Genomic DNA, 25,231 nt, shown 5'->3' on the forward strand with positions numbered 1-25,231 from the left:
CTTTCTGAAGAGGGTCTTTTTGTGTCCTCCTCAAAACGAACAAAACTATTACAAAAACAGGAGGAATTGACAATGACAAACTTCAAACCAGAAACTCTTCTATTACACGGTGGCCAAGAACCGGATCCAGTGACAGGCGCTCGCGGCGTACCGGTTCATAAAACGACTTCTTATGTATTCAAAGATACCGAGCACGCACAGAACCTATTTGGCTTGAAAGAAGCGGGCAATATCTATTCGCGCATCATGAACCCGACAGTTGATGTGTTCGAGCAGCGCGTCGCACTTCTTGAAGGCGGTACTGCTGCGGTGGCTTTGTCATCAGGAATGGCAGCCATTGCATTCTCAGTGTTGAATATAGCTGAAGCTGGAGACGAAATTATCGCCGACAGCAATTTATACGGTGGAACCTATAACCTATTCGCCAACACATTGCCGCGCTATGGCATTAACGTAAAATTCGTCGATGCGACTGACCCTGAAAATTTCCGCGCAGCGATCACCGACAAGACGAAAGCTTTGTTCGGAGAAATTATCGGGAACCCGAGCCTGAACGTATTCGATGTCGAGCGGGTAGCTAATATCGCTCATGAAAACGGGGTTCCGCTGTTGATCGATAATACATTCGCATCGCCTTTTGTCAGTAATCCGATCGAATTCGGTGCAGACGTGGTCATCCATTCGGCCACGAAATGGATCGGCGGGCACGGGACGACGATCGGCGGCGTAGCAGTTGATGCCGGACGGTTCAACTGGGACAACCCGCGCTTTCCGAATTACACGGAGCCGGATGAAACCTACCACGGCATCCGTTTCGGAATTGATGTGCCGGAAGCGGCATTCGCGACGAAATTACGCGTCCAGCTATTGCGCGATTTCGGCCCTTCACTCAGTGCGGACAGTGCCCATGCACTGCTTCAGGGACTTGAAACATTGCATCTGCGGATTCCGCGCCACGCGACGAATGCACAAAAGGTCGCTGAATATTTGAAAGACCATCCGCAAGTCGAGTGGGTCAATTACCTTGGCCTTGAAGGACATCCATCCAAGACACTTGCTGATAAATATTTGAAAGACAGTTATGGTTCGATCGTCAACTTCGGCATCAAAGGCGGACGGGAAGCTGGCCGCAAAGTGATCGACGGCGTCCATTTATGGTCGCACGTGGCGAATGTCGGCGATGCCAAATCATTGATCATCCACCCGGCGTCCACGACACACCAGCAATTGTCAGCAGAAGAGTTGAAAAATAGCGGCGTAACGGAAGAATTGATCCGTTTGTCTGTAGGATTGGAAAACCACGAAGATTTAATCGCTGATTTGGAGCAAGCGATCCAAGCGGCAGTACTCGAGAACGCGTAAGGAGGGATCCGGATGACGACAGTATCCATCGGCCAGCTAAAACTTGAATCAGGTCAACTATTGCGTGAAGTGGAATTGGCGTATGAACGCGTCGGAGAAAGTTCTGCGCCGGCGATTCTGGTTTGCCACGCGCTGACGGGCGATCAATATGCAGTGGGTACTGCAGATCAACCAGGTTGGTGGGCAGGGTTGATCGGCCCAGGAAAAGCGGTGGATACCGGGCAGTTCCAAGTCATCACGTTCAATGTGCTCGGGGGCTGCAGCGGTTCGACCGGCCCGCTTTCGGTCAATCCGGAAACCGGTGAACCTTACCGATCGTCATTTCCTGAATTGACCATCCGGGATATGGTGAGAGCGGAGCGGAAAGCCCTTGAACTACTGGGCATCAACCATTTGGCAGCGGTGATCGGTGGTTCTCTCGGGGGCATGAAAACCTTGGAATGGGCAAAGCTTTATCCAGAGTTTCTGGATACGGCCATTGCACTTGCCGTAACACCTTATTATGGAGATTATGGTGTCGCATTCAATCACATCGGCATCCAGGCAATCGAAAACGATCCCGAGTTCCAGTCAGGTAATTACCATCCGGAAACCAGGCTGAAAGGATTCGAAATCGCGCGTATGGCCGGCATGGTGACGTACCGGAGCAGCCAATTATTCAATGGCCGCTTCGGCCGTTCGCGCTGCGGGGAAGAGTTCGAAGTTCAGTCTTATCTGGATTATCAGGGGCGCAAATTGGCGGGGCGCTTTGACCCGAATAGCTATCTCGTTTTGCTGAAAGCCATGAACACACACGATGTGGAAGAAGTGGAATTAGCCGCAGAGCTGCTATCGATTTCCTATAGCCACGATCTATTATATCCGGGAGAATTGATGATTCCTTGGGTCGAAAACCAGCCCAATGCGAAATGGGAGAAAATCGAAACGGATTTCGGCCATGATGGGTTCTTGGTGGAATTCGAAAAATGGGCACACCACGTAGAGGCCCAATTACAGAAAACGGTGAATGCCAAAAGCCATGTATTAGCATAAACTTGTTCATCATAAAAAGTATTGAAGAAGTCCATGATGAACAACAAATTAAAAAGTTGATGACCTTTTCTACATTCTAAAATCAATGACCTCTATAAGCTTCGGAAAATACAACTTTTTAGCTTCTCCACAAGATATCAAAAAAGATCGAAGCCTACATGGCTCCGATCTTTTTTTGCGTTTCGTCAATCCTCGTCTTTAATATCGATATCATCGGGGATTGGCGTAGCGCGCCACTCTTCCAGCTCAAGTTTGGCGATTTCGAGCTGTTTGAAATGGCTCTCGAATTGGGAGGTGTTGATCAAGTATTGTTCTCCGTCATGGACTGCGCGAATCCGGCCTTCAAGTACGTAACGGTTGACTTGCTCTTCCGGCATCGACAAAAAAACGGCAGTTTCCGGGACTGTCATATACATGCGATCGCCTCCTCTTTTCTTCTATTATAATGCTATTTGAACCCTATCTCAAACCATCCGTGCCATGGTATGTTTAGGAGTGTGAATGAATTTTCCATAATCTAGTACAAGCATGGTTATTTTCCAACTATGCTTTAAAACATTTCAAACTTTAGAGAGAGAAAGCGGGGGAAAGCTGATGCAAATTAAGGCATACATATGGGTGTTATTCGCGGCGATGCTTTGGGGCACGACAGGGACAGCACAGACGTTTCTGGTGGGGGAAGCCCATCCGTTGACGATTGGTGCAGTTCGCCTTGCAATCGGCGGTTTCGGCCTTTTGGCATTTGTGTGGATTTCAGGAAAGCTAAAAGGCGTAAAGATTCCGTGGCTTTGGGTCGGGCTTTCCGCATTATGCATGGCCTTGTTCCAGCCGTTCTTTTTTTCGGCCGTGCAATTGACGGGAGTTGCGATCGGAACCGTCGTGGCAATCGGCAGTGCACCCGCTTTTTCGGGAATATTGGAAGCGCTCATCTTGAAGCGCAAGCCCGATCGCGTATGGGTATTTTCAAGCGTCTTATCGGTCGCTGGCTGTATTTTGCTTTTTGCGAACCGTGACAGTTATATCGTCGATCCACTCGGCGTGATGCTTGGGCTGCTAGCAGGATTGGCATTTGCAGGATATGCCATGTTCAGCAAAAATGTCCTGGGCCTCATGGAAGTAGTACCCGCGGTGGCTGTGATCTTTTCACTCAGCGGGCTTGGCTTATTGCCGTTCCTGTTTTTCCTGGATACCGGCTATTTAGCAGTACCGCAAAATATAATGATCGCGGCATATTTGGGCCTTGCGGCGACAAGTCTTGCTTATTTATTATTCTCGAGTGGATTAAAAAATATTCCTTCCTCCTCTGCGGTCACCCTATCGCTAGCAGAGCCGCTGACTGCTTCTGTATTGGGAGTTGCCGTAGTCGGTGAAGCTTTAAGCGGACAGTCTTGGGTCGGTGTGGCGCTGTTGATCGGCGGCATTGCGCTGCTCGCATTCGGCAAAAATCGCAAAGCTTAAGAATTTCTTCAGAATTTGAATGGTCTTCGCTTAAGAATTTCACATTATACTTAAGCCAGAAATGAAAAGAGGTGGGACGTGTGGAACAGCTGACAGTCATGGTGGCAGATGATGACCAGGAAATCCGGGAAGGCATCAGCATCTATTTGAAAAATGAAGGCTTTTTGGTAGTAGGGGCTGCAGATGGACAGGAAGCGCTTGATTTGCTGGAAACGACGCAAGTGCATCTGGTCATCATGGATATCATGATGCCGAAACTTGACGGCATCCATTCAACATTCAAGATTCGTGAAAAACGTAATATCCCGATCATCATGCTGAGTGCCAGAAGCGAGGATTCCGATAAGATCCATGGCTTGTCAATCGGTGCGGATGATTATGTGACCAAGCCTTTTCATCCGATGGAATTGATGGCACGGGTGAAATCGCAACTCAGACGTTACGTGAAGCTTGGAGATTATGGGCAGTCCGGCCTTGCACTAGAAATCGACGGATTGCGGCTGGATTCGGAGTCGAAAACGGTTACGGTAGACGGTGTAGAAATTCGCATGACACCGACGGAATTCAATATAACTGAATTATTGATGCAGCATCCAGGCCGTGTCTTTTCCATCGGTGAGATCTACGAGCGGGTCTGGCGTGAGCCAGCATACAATGCAGAAAACATTGTCGCTGTACATATCCGCAAAATCCGGGAGAAAATCGAAGCGGATCCGAAAAATCCAAGGTATGTGAAGGTGGTGTGGGGCATTGGCTACAAAATGGAAAAATGATCTTTGGTCTGTCGCTGCGATTGCGGTTGCTGTAATATGCCTCGCCTACTGCTCTTCTTTTATTTTGGACTTTGTCATCAAGTCACCGGAAGATCTGCTTGCCACACTCCGCCACTTAACAAAAGGAGACCTATAATATGAAGAAATGGATGTGGCTTGCAGGCATTTCCTTGTTGTTTTTGTGCGTATGGACCGTCATGGAAAAAGGATCGGGTTATTTTGGCAAGGCATATACGGACACAGAAGAGTTTCACCATGATTTTGCCAGGTTTACGGAGGGTCTGCTGCTGTTCGAGCTGGCCCCGCCGACATCCACTGTCGATCAATCGGTCGCTTCCTGGGAAATCGACCAATACCGCATGGATCATAATTCCCTGACTGACCAGATTCAGATGGTCCGGGATCAATATGCGGATGCGATTTCAGCGGCGGAGGAAGAAGGCGACAGCTCTTTAGTGGAAGAATTGGAAGAGCAGCGCGGAGAGGAAATTTCGGCTGTGCGTGAAAATTTTTCCGACGACGAAGCAGCGAAAAAAGCGATTATCGAACAACGCGAAACGGATTACGAGGAAGCGCTCCGGCAGTTGGCAGAACAGCAAGGGCAATTTGAAGGCCAAGCTTCAGGGTATGTTTATCAATTACGGGATTTGGACAGCGGAGAAGTATTCACCAAAGGCACAATTAGCGATGAGCCTTATTTCGAACAAATGTATTCTGCACAAGAGCCGCTTTATTTCAGTAATGGTTATTGGAGTTTTGACTTTCCGTACGACGATGCTAACAGCACGCTGGCCGATAACCGCTTTTCAGGAGTTATTCAAATACCTGAAAAAGGAGTAGCAGGTGCTTCGGTGATTAGCGGGATAAACCAATTCCGACTGCTCAAGTTCTTTCTGTATTTCCTATTGGCTGCAGTAGCAGCTAGTGCATGGTGGCTGTTCAAAAAGCGGCCGGTCCAGATAGCGTGGTATACCGGATTAACCAGCTATCACAACTGGCAAAAACTCGCTGTCGAGTGGAAGCTTATCGGATTCATCGTATCGGCTGCGTTCGCTTTGGTAGCTGCAAACCATTTCGCGGCGTTATTGACAAAGCCGTGGGAAGGGGGGAGTGTCTCTCTTCCAAGTGTCTTCATTGCGCTGGCACTCGCAGTTCTGTTCTGGGCGCTGACTATATTGCAGGCAATTTGGCTATGGCAGCATTTCGGCAAATGGAGTTGCTTTAAAGAAGAAATTCTGCAAAGTTTCACCGCCTCCCAGGTTTATTCGGCGAAAGATGCGTTTCTCAACCGCACAATCGGCTTCCAGATGGCCTGGGTGCTAGCAGTAGTGTTTTTATGGGGCGCCGGAACAGCACTCATGATATTGCAACCGGTTTTAGTCATTGTTTGGCTGCCGGCTACAGTATTGCTCGGGCTGCCATCGCTGCTGTTTTTAATGACGCGTTTTGGGTATTTGAACCGGCTTCTTCAAGGTACGGAACAGCTGGCTGCCGGAAGCTTGGGAGCGGAATTGAAAGTGAAAGGCAAGTCGCCGCTTAGTAGACATGCCCAACATTTGAATGTGTTGCGTGAAGGGTACAAGGCATCGGTGTCTGAACGGGCAAAAAGCGAGCGCTTGAAAACCGAATTGATCACCAATGTCAGCCATGATCTCCGCACGCCGCTCACTTCGATCATCACCTATACGGATCTATTGAAGAACGAGGATCTGGGAGATGAAGAACGGCGAAAATATGTCGACATACTTGATAGGAAATCAGAGCGTTTGAAAGTCCTTATCGAAGATTTATTCGAAGTTTCAAAAATGGCCAGCGGAAACGCAGAACTCTCAAAGCAGCGCTTGGATATGAAGCAATTGGTCACACAAGCCTTGGCAGAGCATGAGGAAGCGGTGCAGGAAGCTGAACTTGACGTCCGTATCACAGCGCCGGACCATCCTGTGCATGCTTCGGTTGACGGCCAGAAGTGGTGGCGCCTTCTCGACAACTTGATCCTGAACGCCACCAAATATTCATTGCCGGGAAGCCGTGTCTATATTGGTCTGACAGAACAAGCCGGTGAACTGGCCATGACGATGAAAAATGTCACGCGCTACGAACTGGGGGATAATACGGAGGAATTGCTCGAACGCTTCAAGCGCGGGGACACTTCACGCCAAACAGAAGGCTCAGGGCTTGGACTTGCCATTGCCCAGTCTATCGTGGATCTCCACGGCGGGCAGATGAAACTAGAAGTGGATGGTGACCTGTTCAAAGTGACCGTTCTATTGCCGAATCATCAATAGATGAACGAATACTAGTAACCGCCGGTGGGATTCCTGCTGGCGGTTTTTTGCCAAGTTCGGAAAAAGCGCAATGCCCTTTAAAAATTAAGTTGGCATTGGCGCTGGAATGGCGCTAGATTGCGTTTAGGAAAAATATAAGGGGGGATACTAAAAATGAACCATTAAATTGTAAAGGAGATGAAACATTTGAATGATGTAACCAATTCATTCCAGAATGTCGGGAATACCATCATCAATTACATCCCGAATATTCTCGGCGCCCTCTTATTGCTTGTTGTCGCGTGGCTCGTCGCTACGATTGTCAAAGCGATTTTCTCGAAAGGGCTGAAAAAAGTCGGTGCTGACAACGCCATGGTCAAAGGCCATATGGCTAAAACGAAGGAAGACGCGGATGACAAACTGGACTCTATCGGAAAAATTCTTTATTATTTGATTTTCATCCTGTTCATTCCAAGTGTATTGCAAGCGCTCGACATGCATAATGTCGCCCAGCCGATCTCGAACATGATGGACAAGTTCCTGGCATTCCTGCCAAACCTGTTCATGGCCCTCTTGATCTTGGTGATTGGCTACTTTATCGCGAAGTTCGTCAAGAAGTTGGTAGAGAGTTTATTGGCCACGATGAACATCGACAAATGGTTCAATAAGATGACCAATAAATCCGGAACGAACGAGCGGGTGGCTCCAAGCGACCAAAATACGCTCGCTAAAGTTTTGGCGAATGTGGTCTTTGTCATCGTGCTCATCCCGATCGTAACGGTAGCGCTTGAAACCTTGAACATCGAATCGATTTCACAACCGATCGTATCGATGCTCAACCAAGTGCTCGGCATGATCCCGAATATCTTTGTCGGCATCATCCTTATCCTTGCTGGTGTCTTCATCGCGAAATTCGTCGCTGATTTGCTGATTGGCCTATTGAACGGCACAGGGATCAACCGCTTCTCTTCATATTTGAGCCCTGACAAGAACAAAGAGCCATCATTCGACATTGCCCAGATTATTGGTAAAGTCGTACAGGCGATCATCATCATCTTCTTCGTGGTCGAAGCCATGAATGTCTTGAAGCTCGATGTGTTGAATTCCATTGGCAGCGCAATCATCGCGTACTTGCCGCTATTAATCAGCTCGTTGATCATCCTTGGGCTCGGGCTCATTGGAGGCAGTATGCTCGGGAATTACATCACGCGCGCTTCGGGCAATAGATTGTTCGGCGGCATCGTAAAATACGCAATTTTCATCATTGCGATTTTCATGACGCTCGACCAGTTGAACTTTGCTTCAAACATTGTCAACTTGGCCTTCCTGTTCATCATTGCCGGCCTTGCAGTTGCTTTCGCCATCGCATTCGGAATTGGCGGCCGCGACTTTGCGAAAAACCAATTGGCTAAAATGGAAAAGAAAATGAAAGAAGAAGACAATAAACCGAATATGTAATTCGTCTTCTGATGCGCCTGGCATATGCCAGGCGTATTTTTTTGTCTTCACATACAGCGGAGAGAAGAAGCTTCCGTTAGGGAATGAATAATTAATCATCAATATACATATTATTTTACAGAAAAACCCTATTTTAGTTTGAAGTAATTATATATTTATATAATTTTTTATGTTTGAAAAACAGTTTGGAAAATGATTTTTGTAAAAGAATATAAGGGATAAATAGCATAGTTAAGCGAATGGATAAACAGGAATATAGTTCAAAAGGTTATTAATATAATTGTTTAAATTTTATAAAAATTCAGTTGACTATCATTTATGCAAGCGGTTACAATCAAGGGAGTTATTATCATAATAATTTTTGAAGGGGGATCGCTTGAATAAAATCTGAGCGAACGCTCAGTCTGGGGTGTATGAAAAGAGAAATTACACAAATTGGAGGGGAAAGCATGAAAGCTTACAAAAAGGAAGTCCAGTTTACAATTTGGATGACGGCGGCGTTCATTCTAGTAGGAAATGTCGGCTTGATTTTTTCTATCTTTCCGGTAGATGCCATGCTATTCGGGTTTCCGGTCATGTACATCGTGCCTATTTTGATGGGCTGGTTCGGCGTTTTCCTGTTGACACTTGTGGCAGGGAAAATCGGCAACCGGATCGATGATGAGATCGAAAGAGAAAATGACACGCTCGGCAATGCCGACGAAGCAAAGGAAGTGTAAGCGATGGAGCAAAGTTGGCAACTGGACAATCCAATACTTGGGCTTGTGGTCGTAGGTGCAACATTCGTTTTGTTTTATATCGTAGGTTTCATCTCGAACCGCCAAAGTAAGTCGGCTAAAGAGCTGTACGTGGGCGGGTCAAACGTCGGAGCGATCACGAATGGCTTGGCGATGGCTGCTACATATATGAGTTTGGCAACATTTTTAGGTATTACCGCTCTTATTTTGCAATTGCAGGTTCCGTTTATTATGTTGTGGATTCAATTGATCTTGGCGATTCCCTTGATCACGATTATTTATGGAACAAGTTTACGCCGTATGGGTGCATTTTCACCGACTCATTTTATCCGTGACCGTTACGGCACGACGGCTTCTATCATTGCTGCATTGTTCATGATCTTAGTATCGATTATGTATGCACTTGGCCAGATGATCGGCATTGCGATTACGTTTGAGACATTGCTTGGCATTCCTTATATTACAGGGTTGTTCATCTTTGGTATCTTGATCGTCGGCTACATCACGATCGGTGGCATGGCAGGGGCAACGAATAATGCTGCGATCCAGATGGTCATCATTGCCTTGATGTTCATCGTCCCGCTTGCGGCGATCATGAAAGCGATCGGTGCTTCAGGATGGTATTTCCCGCCATTGCTTTATTCGGACATGGTTCCGGCAATGATGGACGCATTACCTTCATTCTTTGATTACCAATTTTCACCGAAATGGTATTTCTCCATCATCCCTGCGCTGACGATTGGGGCGCTCGGATTGCCTCACTTGGCAATGCGCGTCTACACGGCTTCTTCATTGAAAAGTGCGCGCTCTGCGATGGTTTGGTTCGCGTTCATTCTCGGGCTGGTCTTCTCGGCGACTTATGCGATGGGCTTTGTCGGGGTCTTTGCGACAACTACGCAAGGCGTGACGATTTCAGATGCAGATGCGGATAAACTAACGATTATTTTGAATATGGTCTATAACCCTGAATGGGTAACAGCGCTTGTTATTGCCGGTGCAATCTCCGCTGGCCTCTCGACCTTGAGCGGGAACTTGCTGGCAATCGGTGCATTGATTTCACAAGACATCATTTCTACATTGAAACCGAACATTTCGCAGCGCTTAAACTTGCGTATTGGCTTTATCGCAATTTTTGCAGGAGGGATTGCGAGTATCCTGCTTGCGATTAACCCGCCAGCATTCCTTGTCGTCAGTATTCTCTGGGCGTTCGGTTTGGCAGGGGTCACCAATGCGCCGCTGATCATCGTCGGTGTCTGGTGGAAAGAAGCGAATAAATTCGGCGCGATCGCAGCCTCTGTCATCGGCGGTGCTATCTATATCATTGTATCTCCATTCGTTTTCCCGAGCATTGTGTTGACGGGACATGGAGTGACTGACGGCATGGGGCTATCGGGTGCAATGCTTGCGGTACCGATCAGCTTTATCTTGCTGATTGTCGTTTCTTATATTACGAACCGCATGCCGGGACTTTCCGGGAAATTGACGAAACAAGCGGACATCGAATTGATCGAGCGTATCCATGGCTGGAAAGATATCAAAGCTTACCGCTATAACAGCACGCTCGGTGCGGGAATCACAGTGATTGTTTCTGCGGCAGTGGCAATCTGGGCGTTAATGCCTTGGGGAATGTAAATGGTAAAGGGAGTGGCAAAGTTGGTTGGAAAAATGATAAGCCTGGATGATCCATCTTACCGGTCATTCCTGGAATTACCGAAAACCGAAACGGTGAGCCGGATGTTGCTGCTCATCGTGGGAGTAGGCTACGGCGCGATTTCAATCGCGTCGCAAGCCTCGTACATAAGCAGTTTCGATTCCGCTTTATTGCAGAATTTTCTCGTCCCGGCCATCTTCATCATTTTTGGGATCTTGACGGCATTTATCACGAAAGTTGGAATGGCGGCGCTGCTGTGGGCGGGATCTAAAGCGCTCGGCGGAACGGCAAAATACCGAGCTATCAGCTTGGTGGCCCCGGTGGCCCTTCTTCCAGGCTTGCTCGGCGCGCCTCACCTGGCTGGTCTTGGCGACGGTTCATTGTGGGTTAATCTCTTCCTTGTCACCGGCGTGGTGTGGATGTATCTGGTCAGCGTGAAGATCATACAAGCCGTACAAGGGTTCAATGCAACGAAAGCGTATTTGTCTGCTGGAATGGCATTCTTGTTTTTGGCAAGCGTCTATTATTTGGTCATCCCTGCGAGTTGAATAGGAAAAGGAGGAAATTAGATGAATGTGGAACAATTGATTGCACCTGAACAATACAATATTACTTCCGAGTTGGAAGCATACAAAAATGATACCGAACGGATTGCGGTTCGCTGGTTCGATGCGGATAACAACCGTCTCGAACTCTCATATCAGGATCTTTTCTCCAAAATGAATCAATATGCACAAGCCTTCATGAAATTAGGGCTCGAAAAGGGAGATCGCGTATTGATCATCCTGCCGCGTATTCCGGAAGCGTATATTACGTACTTGGCGTGTTTGCGTGCAGGGCTAGTCGCGATTCCGTGTTCTGAAATGCTGCGCAAAAAAGACTTGAGCTACCGCATGGAGCATTCTGGCGCAAAAGCGATTATCGCACATTTTAAAACGACAGCCGAAACGAATTCCATTGATGAGAAATACGCTGCGCTGGACAATAAATTGATTGTCGGCGGAAAAGAAGAGGGATGGCAGTCACTGGAACAATTGGCTTCTGCAGAATCAGAAGAATTTGAAGCAGTCGACACGAATCGTGAAGACATGGCGTTTCTATCGTATACCTCCGGAACGACCGGCAACCCGAAAGGTGTCGTGCATGTACACGGTTGGGGCTACGCGCACGTCCGGACGGCTGCGACTGAATGGCTCGGCGTGCAAAGCGGCGACATCGTTTGGGCAACGGCAGCTCCAGGTTGGCAAAAATGGATTTGGAGCCCGTTCCTTTCGACGATTACGCTTGGGGCTACGGCGCTCGTCTATAATGGCGGGTTTGATGCACTGAAATATTTGGATATTCTGAAGGAAGAAAAAGTCAATGTGCTGTGCTGTACACCGACTGAATACCGTATCATGGCCAAAGTCGAAAACCTGAACGATTATAAATTGCCTCATCTGCGCAGTGCAGTTTCTGCTGGAGAGCCGCTCAATCGCCAAGTGATCGATGCTTTCCAGGAAGCTTTCCAATTGAATGTGCGTGATGGCTACGGACAGACAGAAAACACCTTGCTTGTGTGCATCTTGCAGGACATGGACATGAAACCCGGTTCCATGGGCAAACCGACACCAGGAAATCCGGTTGATATTATCAACGAAGACGGGCAGCCAGCCGCGCCAGGAGAAGTCGGCGATATTGCCGTACACAAAAGTTGTCCCGCGCTGTTCCGTGAATATTACCGGGACCCGGAACGGACGAAAGCTTCGTTCCGCGGCGATTGGTATTTGACCGGTGACCAGGCTTCACGCGATGAAGATGGCTATTTCTGGTTCGAGGGCCGCAGCGACGACATCATTATTTCTTCTGGCTATACAATAGGGCCGTTTGAAGTGGAAGATGCGCTCATGAAACATCCAGCCGTACAGGAATGTGCAGTCGTAGCAGCGCCGGATGAAATCCGCGGCAATATCGTCAAGGCATTTGTCGTATTGAGAGATGGCGGCAAGCAGGACGAGACGATGGTCAAGGAATTGCAGGACCATGTCAAAGGAATCACCGCACCTTATAAATACCCGCGTGTCATCGAATTTTTGACGGAGCTCCCGAAAACGACTTCCGGAAAGATTCGCCGCGTGGAATTGCGTAAGATGAACGCTTAAAAAGCAAGCCGCGCTGAAACAAGCGCGGCTTTTTCTATGCTGTTTAAGATGTCCTGCTTTCGTCAATATATATAGGTAGACGGACATGAAGGAACTTGGGAGTCCGGGTGTGTTTTGAGGGGGCAGCATATGGAACAGTGGATTACATCGGTAATGGAAAATTACGGCTATTTCGGGATTTTCCTGCTTATTTTGTTGGAGAATGTCTTTCCGCCGGTGCCTTCTGAAGTAGTTCTGACGGCTGGGGGATTTATGACATCGACGACCACCCTCACTGTGTGGGGAGTCATCCTGTCAGCCACGGCAGGGTCGGTTTCATGCTCTATGGGCTCGGGCTTTTGTTGGATGTTGAACGGCTGGAGCAAATTATCGGCAAACACGGCAATTGGCTGCGCCTCAAAAAAGCAGACCTTTACAAAGCAGATCGCTGGTTTGATCGCTTCGGTGTTTTTGCCGTATTCATCGGTCGGCTGATTCCGCTTGTCCGCAGCCTCATATCGATTCCAGCAGGCATGTCCAATATGAAGTTCGTTTTATTCTTGGCTTTTACGACAGCCGGCACCTTGATTTGGAACACTGTGCTTGTCTATATCGGTCGGGCGGTCGGGGAGAACCGGGAAGAAATCCTGGAACAATTGGGCATTTATTCGAATATCGTCTATGCCTTGCTCATTATCGGTGCCATCGTCGGGTTTTGGTTGTTTAAGAAAAGGCGCGGCGCAGGACAGTGATTCTTTACAATAGGAAAGTTAATCAGGAGAAGGGTGGAGGAGTTTCATGAAACCGATTTTATTCATTACCCAGCAATTGCCGAAACAGGCAGTAGCGGATTTGCACGATGTCTACGAAGTGCGCATGTGGCCCGAAGAGGAACGCAATGCGCCGCGTGAAAAATTGCTTGAAGAAGCGAAGGAAGCGAAGGCGCTTTGGACAATGCTCGGCGATGAAATCGACCGCGAGCTATTCGAGTCGGCGCCGAACTTGAAAATCGTCGTGAATTTGGCAGTCGGTTATAATAATATCGATCTCGATGCAGCGAGAGAACATAAAGTAATCGTCACCAATACACCAGATGTCTTGACTGAAACAACGGCTGACTTAACATTTGCTTTGATGCTGGCCACGGCCCGCCGCTTGGTCGAAGCGGAAAAGACAGTGAGAAACGGCGAATGGCAAGCTTGGACGCCGATGGGATTGACTGGCCAGAACGTGCACGGCACCACTGTCGGAATTGTCGGCATGGGACGCATCGGGGAAGCGGTGTGCATGCGGGCGCAAGGCTTCAATATGGAAGTCATCTATCATAACCGGACGCGCAAAAGCCTGGAAGAAGCCCAATATGCGGAACTTGATGATTTACTGAAGCGTTCCGATTTCGTTGTGATCCTTGCGCCGCTTACCGAACAAACGAAAGGCATGATCGGCGAACGTGAGCTATCCTTGATGAAAGACACTGCGATTCTCATCAATTGCGGCAGAGGCGGGATTGTCGATGAACAGGCCCTTTATGAAGCCTTGAAGAATAAATCCATATGGGGAGCGGGGCTTGATGTGTTTGAACAAGAGCCGCTGCCGCTGGACCATCCGCTTCAAACGCTCGACAATTTGACCGTTACGCCACATATCGGAAGCGCAACGGTGCAGACGCGCTATGCGATGATGCAATTGAACAAAGAAGCGCTGCAAGCTTGCGCAAACAGCAAACCCGTCAAGAACCGGGTGTGCTGAAAAAACAGTCCCGTAAAGCGGGGCTGTTTTTATATGCATTCGGGGATGAAGCTTCAAGGAATGTTGAATTTTTTTGCGCGTTGGGGTAAAATAGGCTAGGTTTTTCCTGTATCAAGGAAATGTGCCAAATCGAAAATCAGGAGGTATGATTCATGCAAAATCATACACATAATGTCTTACTGTACTATCTATACACCCCGATTGAAAATCCCGAAGAGTTCGCTGCCGAGCATTTAGCTGCCTGTAAGGAAATCGGATTGAAAGGCCGCATTCTCGTATCGGACGAAGGAATCAACGGCACATGCTCCGGCACGATCGAGCAAACTGAACAATACATGGATATGGTGAAGAGCGATCCGCGCTTTGCTGACATCGTCTTTAAAATCGACGAAGCAGATGGCCATGCTTTCAAAAAAATGCACGTCCGTGCTAAAAATGAAATCGTCCACCTTGGACTTGAAGAAGATATTAACCCAAATGAATTGACCGGCAATTATTTGGAGCCGGCAGAATTTTATAAAGCCATGCAAGACCAGGATACAGTGGTCATCGATGCACGCAATGACTACGAGTACGACTTGGGCCATTTCCGCGGCGCGGTGCGTCCCGACGTTGAAACCTTCCGTGATTTGCCGGAATGGATCCGTGAAAACAAAGAGCAGTTCGAAGGCAAGAAAATCCTGACCTATTGCACAGGTGGCATCCGCTGTGAAAAATTCTCAGGCTGGATGAAACGCGAAGGTTTTGATGACGTCAACCAGCTTCACGGCGGCATCGTCACGTACGGTAAGGACCCGGAAGTACAGGGTAAGCTTTGGGACGGGCAATTGTACGTCTTTGATGAGCGCATCGCCGTGCCGGTCAACCGTGTCGAACACACAATTGTCGGGAAAGACCATTTCACGGGTGAGCCTTGCGAGCGCTACGTCAACTGTGCGAACCCTGAATGCAATGCGAAAATCTTGGCTTCAGAAGAAAACGAGCACAAATACATGCGTTCATGTTCAGACGAATGCCGCGAGCATCCACGTAACCGCTATGCTTTTGAGCATGGTTTGACTGGCGAAGAAGTAAAACAGCGCCTGGATGCATTAAAAGAAACTGCACAATCATAAGTAACCCAAAAAGCCTGAACGGCATTATCCGTTCAGGCTTTTCTTTATGGATTAATTTTCTAGTTCTTCTGCACAATCGTGGCAGATCAATTCGCCGTCGATATAGACACCGTCCAAAAATCCATCGCGGCAATAGACATCTTTGCCACAGTTACTGCAAGGGCCAATGAGTTCACGCATGCTGCAAGGCATTCGCGTGCACGTGCATCGCGTCTTTCAGATAGTCGGATAAACCGTCGCCGTGCTGGTCGATGGTCCGCGAAAAGCGGCTGTCGTTCGCATAAAGATTGGCCAAATTGCGGAACATATTCGGCGTGCATTCATAGAAGCGGTCAAGCAGATGGTAATACGCGGCCATTTCTTTCTGGACTTCCTGTGCATCGACCGGTAAATCCATAAGGCTGGCAACAGCGCTGTAGATGCGGTTCGCTTCACGGTCGATTTCTTCCAGGTTCTCGGCTTCTTTCTGTGGTTTTGCTGCCTCGGGTTCCGAAGCTTCCAGGACAGAAGTCTCTTCCTTGATGTTTTCAAGGTCGTCCTTGACGGATACTTCAATTTCGGGCTTCTGGTACAAGTCGATGCGATCCGGCGTATGACGGAGGGAGAACGCAGAAAAGCGCTGTCCGTTGCTGAGGGGTTCTCCTGATGAAAACTCTTCTTGTGTTGCGCGTGCGTTATCGATCAATTGCTCAATGCGGAATTTTTTCTGTTCAAGCAATTCGATATGGCGCGCCATGGCATATTCTGCATCATAGCCATTTTTTATGATTTCCTGGATTTTCTTCAATGAAAATCCGAGTTCTTTAAGGAATAGGATTTGTTGCAGCAATTTCAAGTCGTCATCGCTGTAATAGCGGTATCGGTTCGATCCTTTATTGCTCGGTTTCATTAAATCAATGCTGTCGTAATGGTGCAGTGTCCGTACGCTGACGCCTGCGATTTTTGCCACTTCTTGTACTTTGTACATTTCAATCACCTCTACTCTTGATTAGACTATGACGAATGGTCAGTGTCAACCGTTTCCGGGTAATTTTATTGCAAAGGCGCCCGAATATGACCGACTTTGCAAAGTTATGGAAGGAAGTTATGAAAGCATGTAGGAGTTTTCCGTTTTGTAGGGAATAGAGTAAATAGTGAAAGCGTTTACATTCATTGCGGAAAGGGGTAATTCGATGAAACTGACGAATTTTGTAAATGGGGAGTTCCAGCAGGAGGTAGGCGCTGATTTTGTGCCTGTCATCAACCCGGCAACAGGCGAAGAGTTGGCAGCGGTACAGCGGTCAACTGCCGAAGATGTAGAGAGAGCGGTGAAAGCAGCTAAAGCAGCCCAGAAAAAATGGGCGCTTGTCCCGGCACCGAAACGAGCGGATTATCTATATGAAATCGGGCGCTTGATGAAACAACGGAAAGAACAGCTCGCGGCAGTACTGACGAAAGAAATGGGGAAAGTGATCGAAGAAGGCCGTGGCGAGGTTCAGGAAGGCATCGATATGGCGTTTTATATGGCAGGTGAGGGCAGAAGGTTATTTGGCGAGACGACGCCTTCGGAACTTGCGGATAAATTTGCAATGAGTGTCCGTGCGCCGATCGGTGTCGTTGGGCTCATTACCCCCTGGAATTTTCCTGTGGCGATCGCAACGTGGAAATCTTTCCCAGCGATCGTGGCGGGCAATACATTCATCTGGAAACCTGCGACTGAAACGCCAATGATGGCTTATGAAATGGCCAAAATCTTCAAGGAAGCCGGCCTGCCGGATGGTGTTGCGAACATAGTTTTCGGTTCCGGTTCAGAAGTCGGGACGGCGATGATCGAGCACCGTGATATCCGGGTCATTTCATTTACGGGCTCGACGGATACAGGACGTAAAGTAGCAGAACTAGGCGGTCGCCATTTGAAGAAAGTATCTCTTGAGATGGGCGGGAAAAACGCGGTCATCGTTATGGACGATGCGGATTTGGACCTCGCAGTCGACGGTATTTTATGGAGTGCATTCGGCACAGCTGGCCAGCGCTGCACCGCCTGCAGCCGTGTCATCGTCCATCGGGATGTCAAAGAACAGCTGCAGCAGCGTCTGCTCGAAAAGATGGACAAATTGACGATTGGCGACGGCATGGATGAATCCGTTAAAATCGGGCCGGTCATCAATAAGAAAGCGTTGGAGAAAATCCATTCTTATATTGAAATCGGCAAAGAAGAAGGCGCAGAACTCGTCAGGGGCGGCGAAATTTTAACGGGCGGCCATTACGATCAAGGCAACTATTACGCACCGACATTGTTTGCGGGTGTAACGCCAGGAATGCGTATTGCACAGGAAGAGATTTTCGGGCCGGTCATTTCCTTGATTGAAGTTGCAAGTTTTGAAGAAGCGATCGAAGTGAACAACGGCGTCATTTACGGCTTGTCGAGCTCAATTTTCACAGCGGATGTCAACCGGGCATTCAAAGCGCAGCGCGATCTTGATACAGGAATCGTCTACATCAACGCTGGAACAACTGGGGCTGAAATCCATTTGCCGTTCGGCGGTACGAAAGGCACCGGCAATGGCCATCGCGATTCAGGCGTCGCGGCACTCGATGTTTTTACCGAATGGAAAAGCGTCTATGTGGACTTCAGCGGCAAATTGCAACGGGCACAGATCGACAACGAAGCATAAAGGGGGCGGCGGAGATGAAATTTGCGGTACTCGGAGCTGGATTGATGGGGAAACAAGCAGCGCGTGATTTACTTCGCAATGAGCAGGTGGAGAAAGTGTTTCTGGCGGACCGGACCACGGAAAAAGCGGAAGCGTTCCGCCGGCAATTGGACGATCCGCGGCTTGAAATCGCTAAGATGGATGCAAGCCGTGATGACGAACTAAAGCAAGTCATCTCACAGGCAGATGTCGTGATCAATGCGCTGTTCTATACCTTTAATGAGAAAGTGGCAGAAATTTCCATCGAATGTGGGGTTCATTCCGTCGATCTCGGCGGGCATATCGGTGGCGCGACGGATAAGGTGCTCGCCATGCACGAGCAAGCGTCCAGTCAAGGCGTAACCGTCATTCCGGATCTTGGCGTGGCACCTGGGATGATCAATATTTTAACCGGGTGTGGTGCGAGCCAGTTGGACAAGGTCGAATCGATCCGCATTTATGTTGGAGGCATTCCGCTCCATCCGGAACCGCCTCTCGAATACAAACACGTTTTCTCACTCGAAGGCGTTTTCGACCATTACACGGACCCGTCGCACGTCATCCGTGGTGGAGAACTGGAAGAAGTCGAGTCGCTATCGGAAATCGAGCCGATCGCGTTCGAAGGGTTCAATGAGTTGGAAGCATTCCATACATCAGGCGGCACATCGACCTTGACGAAGACGTTCCACGATGTGGATTCACTGGAATACAAAACGATCCGCTACCGGGGGCATGCCGAAAAGTTCCGTTTGCTCGTCGAATTGGGCTTGACGAACCGTGAAGGAAAAGTGACCGCCGGCGGGCATGAAGTGTCACTCCGCGAAGTGCTGCTGAAAGTGCTCGAGCCGATTACAGAACTTGGCGACGAGAAAGATGCGGTGCTTTTGCGCGTCACAGTTTCCGGTTTGAAAGAGCAAGAGGAATGCACATACCGATATGAAATGGTGACCATTCGCGACGAGTCAACCGGTGTGACGGCGATGGCGCAGGCCACGGCCTACAGCATTTCTGTTGTCGCGCAGATGATTGCGGATGGGCGTATCCAAAAACACGGCGTCTATCCACCGGAGCAGATTGTGCCGGGTGCTGAATACATCGCGGAAATGAAGCAGCGCGGTGTAAACATTCACGAAACAGTACAGCGGGCAACGCATTACAACTAGCAAGGAGGGAACAGCATGGATTTTGAACATAGCGAAGAACAAAAGATGCTGCGCAAAACCGTCCGGAAGTTTGTTGATGAAGAAATAATGCCGCATATAAAAGACTGGGACACAGAGGGACATTTTCCAGAATCGATTTGGAAGCGCTTGGCCGATCTCGGTTTGATGGGCGTGTGTATTCCGGAAGCATACGGTGGAAGCGGCATGGATTATAATGCACTGGCCATTGTCTGCGAAGAGCTGGAGCGTGGCGACACCACATTTCGCACGGCCGTTTCTGTCCATACCGGCCTGAATTCATTATCGCTTCTACAATGGGGCACAGAAGAGCAAAAACGGAAATTTTTGGTGCCGCAAGCAAAAGGCGAAAAAATCGGCGCGTTCGGGCTAACAGAGCCAGGAGCCGGGTCGGACGTGGCGGCGCTTTCGACGACCGCCAAACGCGACGGAGACGACTATGTGCTGAACGGCCAGAAAACCTGGATTTCACTCTGTGACCAAGCGGATCATTTCCTCGTTTTTGCCTATGTTGATAAAGAGAAATCGCATAAAGGAATCAGCGCTTTCATCGTAGAACGTGACCGTGAAGGCTTTTCTTCCAAGGCGATCAAAGGGAAATACGGCATACGTGCCGGCAATACAGGCGAATTATTCATGGAAGATGTGCGCATCCCGGCAGGTAACCGGCTCGGGGAAGAAGGAGAAGGCTTCAAGATTGCGATGGCTTCACTCGACAATGGCCGTTTCACGGTCGCTGCAGGCGCATGCGGCTTGATGATGGCCTGTTTGGAAGCAAGTTTGGATTATTGCAAGACGCGCACGACCTTCGGCAAGCCGATCGGCGAGCACCAGCTGGTGCAGCAAATGCTCGCCAATATGGAAGCGGGCTACCAGATGAGCCGCTTGCTCGTTTACCGGGCGGGCGAATTGAAGAACAGCGGCAAGCGCAATACGCGTGAAACTTCGCTCGCTAAATGGCAGGCGTGCAATTTTGCCAATAAAGCGGCGGACGACGCAGTGCAGATCCACGGGGCTTACGGCTATTCGGATGATTATCCGGTCGCTCGCTACCTGCGCAATTCCAAAGCGCCGGTCATTTACGAAGGCACCCGGGAAATCCATACAATCATGCAGGCGGATTATGTACTCGGCAAACGGGAAGACAAAGAATTGAACCGCATGCTGCCTGCCTGGCCATTCGGGTAAAGCTGGATTCCGCGCCTAGAAGTTCGACTTCTTTTCAAAAAAATAAAAAGAACGGGAGTAAAGCCCGTTCCTTCAACCGACTGCCGAGTAGTATCCGGCAGTTTTTTTACGTAAAAATATCTTCTTCTTTCGGGACAAGCAAATTGAGTTTTCCAGGTTGGACATTAATCGATGCCGGTGTCTTCTGTGCGAATGTCGATTTCTCGTCCCTGCAGATGGATGATGTGCTCAAGGTCTTCTGCAGTAAGATTGGGTTTGGATAATGAAAACCATTCGCGTATAGCGGCGAATGACGAACTTTGGATGATGAAAATATCCAACAGCCCATCGGCGGGGTCGATGCTTTGCATCGGAAATAAATGGGTGCCGATGGATTTTCCGTTCATGGCTAGCACCAAAACGGCTTCTTCTTCATATGCTTGCCCGTCGATCACCAGTGACACATTAAACGGTTCTGCTTGTCTCATCGACTGCATCGCGCTCATGAAATAGCTGAGCTTGCCATAGCGTTCCTTCAAATCGGGGTCGATATTGAAGGAGGCGTCTGTGATCAAGCCGATACCTGCGAAGTTCAAAAACGTCCCTTCGTTGATAGTCGCCGTGTCGACTTGTTGCATTGCGCCTTGGCTTAGACTTTTTGCTGCCTCGTCAAGGTACAAAGGAATGTTCATCGTGCGCGCAAAATCGTTGCACGTTCCGCTCGGCAAGATGCCGAGGGGAGGCGGGTTGTCGATTGAGCTCAGTGCATGTGCAGCCAAATGGACTGTACCGTCGCCGCCTGCGACAAATAATGCGTCGGCGCGTTCGGCGGCGGAACGGCAGACCGATTCCAGTTCTTCCGGGGAGTCGGTCTTGATCAGTTCCAGTGTTTTCGAAGATGCGGCTAGTTGCGGCACAGCCAATCCCATGACCGCATCTAACGTGGACGCACCTGCTTCGGCATTATACAATAATACGGAATGCGTGAATCCGGCCATGCGTAAGTCCTCCATTCTTCATCATTACTCAACCATTCCACTAATGAAGGGCCAGTAAACGCATCAGCGGAATTCCGTAAAAAGGAGTGCTCATATGACGAAAAAATTATATTACGACGATTCATATTTAAAGGAAACAATAGTTTACGTGACCGAATCGGCAATAGATGAAAGTGGCCAGTATGCAGTACTCGACCAGACTTGCTTTTATCCAGAAGGGGGCGGGCAGCCGGCAGACCACGGAATGATCGGGACGGCCGCAGTGCTCGATGTGCAAAATCGTGACGGGGAAATTCGCCATTACCTGGACCGGCAGCTAGAGCCTGGCGAATACAAGGCGGCGCTGGATTGGCAAAGAAGATGGGACCATATGCAGCAGCATGCCGGTCAGCATCTTTTGAGCGCGTTATTGGAAGATCGCCATGGCTACCGGACCACCAGTTTTCATCTTGGACAAGAGCGGGTGTCGATCGATTTGCATCAAGCATCCATCGACCAGGCAACATTACGGCAAGTGGAACTTGAAGCCAACCGGATTATTCAAAGTCATTTGCCAATCCGTACGCGTTTCGTAAATGAACAGGAGCTCGAGCAATTGCATCTCCGGAAGCCGCCCGCTGTCAAGGGCGACATCCGCCTGGTGGAAATGGAAGGCATCGATTTAAATGCATGCGGCGGCACACATCCTGACAATACCGCGGGAATCGGGCTGTTGAAAATTCTTGGGACAGAAAAAGCGAAAGGCGGCACGCGTCTCTATTTTCTATGTGGAGAGCGAGCGCTCGAACATTTCAGCAAATTGAGCGACACGAGCGATGCATTGATCGGGAAACTGAATGCCCCGGTCGCTGAACTGGTGCAAGCGGCAGATGCTTTATTATCAGAGAAAATTGCGGCCGACAAGGAAATAGTGGAGTTGAAAAAACAGCTTCTGCTGGCAGAGGCAAAAGCGTTAACGCCGGAAGGGGGCGTCGCGATCCGGAATTTCGGCGACCGGCCCGTCAAGGAATTGCAGCAGCTGGCGCGCCTGGCGACTGAAGAATACCCGTCTGTCTGCCTGTTGTTTGCAGCACACACAGAAGGCAGCATACGGTTAGTATGTGCCCGCGGCAATGAATCTTCCGCCGATATGAGAGAGACCTTGAAACGCTTGCTTCAAGAAACAGATGGCAAGGGTGGCGGAACCGCTGCACTTGCGCAAGGCGGCGGCAATACAGAAGAGCCGTTCGAACGCTTCCAGGAAATTTTCAACGAAATTCATGCGAATGGCTGAACGTAAGCTGTAACCTTTTGGAGGCGTAAAGGGTCTAATGGGTAAATGGCACGGGAAAGGTCGTGATGTTCGTGAAATGGAGCAGAGCCTGGTGGATAGCGGCGATTCTTTTGGTATTTTCAGGTATAGCTTTTGTTATGCTGACAGAAAATGTAGCCATCAGCGGATCCTCCACAGCCCTTTCTGAATCCGGCTGGCGGGCCAATTTCTCAGCGCCGCTCGATGCGGATGCGATCGAAAAAGGCGCCGTTTACCTTACGGGTGCAGATGGCCAAAAGCTCGATCTCGATATGCAGTTGGCGAATGGCGGCCGGACGCTTGAAATTCCGGACATCGCAAGCGGAGACTATACGCTTCATGTCACCAAATCTGCCTTATCGAGCAGTTTCCTGAAAAGCCTTTCGACAAACCAACTCGAGTTCACGATACAAGACGAAGTCCAAAACCTGGCGGGGGAAGAGGAACTACGTACTTATTTTACGCGATTGCTGAATCTCCAAAAAGACAATCCGTTTTACCGCGGCTTCGGTGAAGGAGTGGAAGAAGCGGAGGACAGTGCATCAGGCGAGTCGGGCGGAATGGGAGGCGGCGAACATTCGTCCACAAATAACCAGGTCGAAGGCATTGATGAAGGGGATATTGTGCAAACGGATGGCGATTATTTATATTCCGTCAGCGAATCGCGTGTGATGATTTCCGATATCAGAGACCCGGAAAACATGGAGCTTGCAGCAGTCTTGGAGTTTGACGGGGAAACGTATCCAGAGGAATTATTCTTATCCGGCGATACGCTTGCCGTCATTTCAAGCCGCTTTTCGCTCATGGAAACCGAAGGAGATGCGGAAATGGAAAGCTTTATGCCTTATTCCGGCATCACAGCTGTCTTTCTCTATGATGTAACTTCACCTGAGAACCCGGAGCTGATCCGCGAATTTGGCAATGAAGGCACATTCAATAATGCGAGGCTATCAAATGGTATCCTGTATTATGTCAGTAATGTGTTTCCGAATTACTGGATATTGGAGGAGCAGCCTGATATCGAACTGCGTCCAAGATTATTCGATTCCGCGCAAGGCGGGGAGCTCGAACCCCTGCCTTATGACGACTTGACCATCCTGCCGGGAACGATGGAAGGGAGCTATAGCGTCATCACCTCCGTTAGCCTGGAAGCACCCGCTTCAAACGAAATTTCTACAAAAGGCTTTTTAGGCGGCAATGAACAAATGTATATGAACGAACAGCATCTCTATTTGACGGCTTCTGCGTTTGAGACGGCTGAAGGAGAGTTTGAAGATACTGCGCTTTGGGTGCCGCAACAAGCGGATACAGAAATCTTCAAATTCGGCTTGGACGGCATCTCGGTGGAATTTATCGCTTCGGCCCGTGTGCAAGGGTCTCTATTGAACCAGTTTTCAATGGATGAATTCGAAGGCCATTTCCGTTTGGCGACAACAGAAGGAGTCGCCTGGACACCGGCTTCCGAACCGAAAAACCACCTGTTCATTTTGAACGAACGATTGGAACAAGTTGGTTCAGTGGAAAACTTGGCGCCAAGCGAACGCATCTACTCGGTCCGCTTTATCGGCAGTAAAGCCTATATGGTGACTTTCCGTGAGACCGATCCGCTGTTTGCGATCGACGTTTCAGATCCTGCCGCTCCAGAAGTATTGGGTGAATTAAAAATTCCTGGATTTTCTAATTACTTGCATCCGCTTGATGACAAGCATTTGATCGGGTTTGGCTACGATACAAAAATCGAGCCAGTCAAAGGGGGCGGCGAGCCGCGCATCGTGACGGGCGGGATGAAGATCTCGCTGTTCGATGTCAGCGATATGGGGGATCCCAAGGAAACCGATACGGAAATCATCGGCGGCCCTGGGACCTATTCTGCTTTGCAATACGACCACAAAGCCTTATTCCGTAATGAACAGCAAAGCTTATTCGGTTTTCCGGTATCGATCTATAAAGGAGACGGCATGGAGTATATCGAATTTCAGGCAGAAGGGGCTTTAATTTACTCGATCACCCCAGAAGGAATCGAGCTATCAGCCGATTTGACCCAAGCATCCGACCAGCCCTATGAAGACTGGAATACATCGATCCAGCGCCTGGCTTATGCAAAAGACGCCTTGTACACAGTGGGGAATACTGAAGTCAGAAGCTATAGCTTGTCGGATTTCGAACCACTTGGCACATTGCCCCTGCAATAAAAATGATGGAT

The 25,231-nt window shown here is 49.1% G+C and carries 21 protein-coding genes and 2 pseudogenes; 19 read left to right on the plus strand and 4 right to left on the minus strand.

Translation table 11 applies throughout. The annotated features are described in order from the left end of the window. Positions 1-72: 72 nt before the first annotated feature. Positions 73-1,362 carry an O-acetylhomoserine aminocarboxypropyltransferase/cysteine synthase family protein gene (locus ON064_RS01790; RefSeq protein ID WP_274623368.1) on the plus strand — a complete coding sequence of 430 codons (1,290 nt, stop codon included), beginning with the start codon at positions 73-75 and terminating at the stop codon, positions 1,360-1,362. Positions 1,363-1,374: 12 nt separating this feature from the next. Further along, on the plus strand, positions 1,375-2,394 hold the full coding sequence (gene metX, locus ON064_RS01795; protein WP_274623369.1) for a homoserine O-acetyltransferase MetX: 1,020 nt from the start codon (positions 1,375-1,377) through the stop codon (positions 2,392-2,394). Positions 2,395-2,579: 185 nt separating this feature from the next. On the opposite strand, the gene ON064_RS01800 is transcribed toward metX, so the two are convergent. Beyond that, entirely contained in the window at positions 2,580-2,810 is a 231-nt protein-coding gene (locus ON064_RS01800) for an excisionase family DNA-binding protein (RefSeq protein ID WP_101191449.1), read from the minus strand. Positions 2,811-2,988: 178 nt separating this feature from the next. Between ON064_RS01800 and ON064_RS01805 the strand changes: the two genes are divergently transcribed. From ON064_RS01805 to trhO, 11 genes and pseudogenes are all read left to right on the plus strand, one after another. After that, positions 2,989-3,852, plus strand: a complete 864-nt coding sequence (locus tag ON064_RS01805) for a DMT family transporter (RefSeq protein WP_274623370.1) — start codon at positions 2,989-2,991, stop codon at positions 3,850-3,852. Positions 3,853-3,932: 80 nt separating this feature from the next. After that, positions 3,933-4,625, plus strand: a complete 693-nt coding sequence (locus ON064_RS01810) for a response regulator transcription factor (protein WP_274623371.1) — start codon at positions 3,933-3,935, stop codon at positions 4,623-4,625. A 137-nt stretch (positions 4,626-4,762) separates the two neighbouring features. Beyond that, a complete protein-coding gene (locus ON064_RS01815) occupies positions 4,763-6,910 on the plus strand; it encodes a sensor histidine kinase (RefSeq protein WP_274623372.1) in 2,148 nt (715 codons plus the stop codon). 177 nt (positions 6,911-7,087) lie between these two features. Then, a complete protein-coding gene (locus ON064_RS01820; protein ID WP_274623373.1) occupies positions 7,088-8,347 on the plus strand; it encodes a mechanosensitive ion channel in 1,260 nt (419 codons plus the stop codon). Between the two features lie 449 nt (positions 8,348-8,796). Continuing rightward, entirely contained in the window at positions 8,797-9,066 is a 270-nt protein-coding gene (locus ON064_RS01825; RefSeq protein WP_101191442.1) for a hypothetical protein, read from the plus strand. 3 nt (positions 9,067-9,069) lie between these two features. After that, the gene (locus tag ON064_RS01830; RefSeq protein ID WP_274623374.1) at positions 9,070-10,716 is read left to right on the plus strand and encodes a solute symporter family protein; all 1,647 of its coding nucleotides are present in this window, start codon (positions 9,070-9,072) and stop codon (positions 10,714-10,716) included. A 12-nt stretch (positions 10,717-10,728) separates the two neighbouring features. After that, positions 10,729-11,283, plus strand: coding sequence for a hypothetical protein (locus ON064_RS01835; RefSeq protein WP_274623394.1), 555 nt, complete (start codon positions 10,729-10,731; stop codon positions 11,281-11,283). A gap of 21 nt (positions 11,284-11,304) precedes the next feature. Further along, on the plus strand, positions 11,305-12,876 hold the full coding sequence (mbcS, locus tag ON064_RS01840) for an acyl-CoA synthetase MbcS (protein WP_274623375.1): 1,572 nt from the start codon (positions 11,305-11,307) through the stop codon (positions 12,874-12,876). 129 nt (positions 12,877-13,005) lie between these two features. Further along, positions 13,006-13,607 (plus strand): annotated as a pseudogene (locus ON064_RS01845) (DedA family protein). A gap of 46 nt (positions 13,608-13,653) precedes the next feature. After that, the gene (locus ON064_RS01850) at positions 13,654-14,604 is read left to right on the plus strand and encodes a 2-hydroxyacid dehydrogenase (RefSeq protein WP_274623376.1); all 951 of its coding nucleotides are present in this window, start codon (positions 13,654-13,656) and stop codon (positions 14,602-14,604) included. A 152-nt stretch (positions 14,605-14,756) separates the two neighbouring features. Then, positions 14,757-15,719: an oxygen-dependent tRNA uridine(34) hydroxylase TrhO gene (gene trhO / locus ON064_RS01855; protein WP_274623377.1), complete on the plus strand. Its 963-nt coding sequence runs from the start codon at positions 14,757-14,759 to the stop codon at positions 15,717-15,719. Between the two features lie 51 nt (positions 15,720-15,770). Here the strand turns inward: trhO and ON064_RS01860 are convergent, their stop codons facing one another. Continuing rightward, on the minus strand, positions 15,771-15,899 hold the full coding sequence (locus ON064_RS01860) for a hypothetical protein (RefSeq protein WP_274623378.1): 129 nt from the start codon (positions 15,897-15,899) through the stop codon (positions 15,771-15,773). Continuing rightward, positions 15,892-16,686 (minus strand): MerR family transcriptional regulator, encoded by a 795-nt coding sequence (locus ON064_RS01865; RefSeq protein ID WP_274623379.1) that lies wholly within the window; start codon positions 16,684-16,686, stop codon positions 15,892-15,894. The genes ON064_RS01860 and ON064_RS01865 overlap by 8 nt, the downstream gene beginning before the upstream one ends. A 205-nt stretch (positions 16,687-16,891) precedes the next feature. On the opposite strand from ON064_RS01865, the gene ON064_RS01870 reads away from it, so the two are divergent. Genes ON064_RS01870 through ON064_RS01880 form a run of 3 tightly spaced genes read left to right on the plus strand, consistent with a single transcriptional unit; the run spans position 16,892 to position 20,760 of the window. Beyond that, the gene (locus tag ON064_RS01870; RefSeq protein ID WP_274623380.1) at positions 16,892-18,373 is read left to right on the plus strand and encodes an aldehyde dehydrogenase family protein; all 1,482 of its coding nucleotides are present in this window, start codon (positions 16,892-16,894) and stop codon (positions 18,371-18,373) included. 14 nt (positions 18,374-18,387) lie between these two features. Further along, the gene (locus tag ON064_RS01875; protein WP_274623381.1) at positions 18,388-19,554 is read left to right on the plus strand and encodes a saccharopine dehydrogenase family protein; all 1,167 of its coding nucleotides are present in this window, start codon (positions 18,388-18,390) and stop codon (positions 19,552-19,554) included. Between the two features lie 15 nt (positions 19,555-19,569). Then, positions 19,570-20,760 carry an acyl-CoA dehydrogenase family protein gene (locus ON064_RS01880; RefSeq protein WP_274623382.1) on the plus strand — a complete coding sequence of 397 codons (1,191 nt, stop codon included), beginning with the start codon at positions 19,570-19,572 and terminating at the stop codon, positions 20,758-20,760. Between the two features lie 164 nt (positions 20,761-20,924). Here ON064_RS01880 and ON064_RS01885 read toward each other — a convergent pair whose 3' ends face one another. Beyond that, positions 20,925-21,737 carry a diacylglycerol/lipid kinase family protein gene (locus ON064_RS01885; protein WP_274623383.1) on the minus strand — a complete coding sequence of 271 codons (813 nt, stop codon included), beginning with the start codon at positions 21,735-21,737 and terminating at the stop codon, positions 20,925-20,927. 82 nt (positions 21,738-21,819) lie between these two features. Between ON064_RS01885 and ON064_RS01890 the strand changes: the two are divergent. The 3 genes and pseudogenes from ON064_RS01890 to ON064_RS01900 all read left to right on the plus strand — a co-directional run. Next, positions 21,820-22,038, plus strand: a pseudogene (locus ON064_RS01890) (alanine--tRNA ligase-related protein); the annotation flags it as partial. Positions 22,039-22,107: 69 nt separating this feature from the next. Continuing rightward, on the plus strand, positions 22,108-23,010 hold the full coding sequence (locus ON064_RS01895) for a DHHA1 domain-containing protein (RefSeq protein ID WP_274623395.1): 903 nt from the start codon (positions 22,108-22,110) through the stop codon (positions 23,008-23,010). A 71-nt stretch (positions 23,011-23,081) separates the two neighbouring features. Continuing rightward, the gene (locus ON064_RS01900; RefSeq protein WP_274623384.1) at positions 23,082-25,220 is read left to right on the plus strand and encodes a beta-propeller domain-containing protein; all 2,139 of its coding nucleotides are present in this window, start codon (positions 23,082-23,084) and stop codon (positions 25,218-25,220) included. Positions 25,221-25,231 lie beyond the last annotated feature (11 nt).

Origin of the sequence: Planococcus sp. A6 (genome assembly GCF_028823615.1) — a bacterium.
GTDB lineage: Bacteria > Bacillota > Bacilli > Bacillales_A > Planococcaceae > Planococcus.

Bases quoted from the DNA above. Each gene is read 5' to 3' on its own strand.
- ON064_RS01790 (WP_274623368.1), top strand. From the start codon at position 73: ATGACAAACTTCAAACCAGAAACTCTTCTATTACACGGTGGCCAAGAA.
- metX (WP_274623369.1), top strand. From the start codon at position 1,375: ATGACGACAGTATCCATCGGCCAGCTAAAACTTGAATCAGGTCAACTA.
- ON064_RS01800 (WP_101191449.1), bottom strand. From the start codon at position 2,810: ATGTATATGACAGTCCCGGAAACTGCCGTTTTTTTGTCGATGCCGGAA.
- ON064_RS01805 (WP_274623370.1), top strand. From the start codon at position 2,989: ATGCAAATTAAGGCATACATATGGGTGTTATTCGCGGCGATGCTTTGG.
- ON064_RS01815 (WP_274623372.1), top strand. From the start codon at position 4,763: ATGAAGAAATGGATGTGGCTTGCAGGCATTTCCTTGTTGTTTTTGTGC.
- ON064_RS01820 (WP_274623373.1), top strand. From the start codon at position 7,088: ATGAAACATTTGAATGATGTAACCAATTCATTCCAGAATGTCGGGAAT.
- ON064_RS01825 (WP_101191442.1), top strand. From the start codon at position 8,797: ATGAAAGCTTACAAAAAGGAAGTCCAGTTTACAATTTGGATGACGGCG.
- ON064_RS01830 (WP_274623374.1), top strand. From the start codon at position 9,070: ATGGAGCAAAGTTGGCAACTGGACAATCCAATACTTGGGCTTGTGGTC.
- mbcS (WP_274623375.1), top strand. From the start codon at position 11,305: ATGAATGTGGAACAATTGATTGCACCTGAACAATACAATATTACTTCC.
- ON064_RS01850 (WP_274623376.1), top strand. From the start codon at position 13,654: ATGAAACCGATTTTATTCATTACCCAGCAATTGCCGAAACAGGCAGTA.
- trhO (WP_274623377.1), top strand. From the start codon at position 14,757: ATGCAAAATCATACACATAATGTCTTACTGTACTATCTATACACCCCG.
- ON064_RS01860 (WP_274623378.1), bottom strand. From the start codon at position 15,899: ATGCGTGAACTCATTGGCCCTTGCAGTAACTGTGGCAAAGATGTCTAT.
- ON064_RS01865 (WP_274623379.1), bottom strand. From the start codon at position 16,686: ATGTACAAAGTACAAGAAGTGGCAAAAATCGCAGGCGTCAGCGTACGG.
- ON064_RS01870 (WP_274623380.1), top strand. From the start codon at position 16,892: ATGAAACTGACGAATTTTGTAAATGGGGAGTTCCAGCAGGAGGTAGGC.
- ON064_RS01875 (WP_274623381.1), top strand. From the start codon at position 18,388: ATGAAATTTGCGGTACTCGGAGCTGGATTGATGGGGAAACAAGCAGCG.
- ON064_RS01880 (WP_274623382.1), top strand. From the start codon at position 19,570: ATGGATTTTGAACATAGCGAAGAACAAAAGATGCTGCGCAAAACCGTC.
- ON064_RS01885 (WP_274623383.1), bottom strand. From the start codon at position 21,737: ATGGCCGGATTCACGCATTCCGTATTATTGTATAATGCCGAAGCAGGT.
- ON064_RS01895 (WP_274623395.1), top strand. From the start codon at position 22,108: ATGCAGCAGCATGCCGGTCAGCATCTTTTGAGCGCGTTATTGGAAGAT.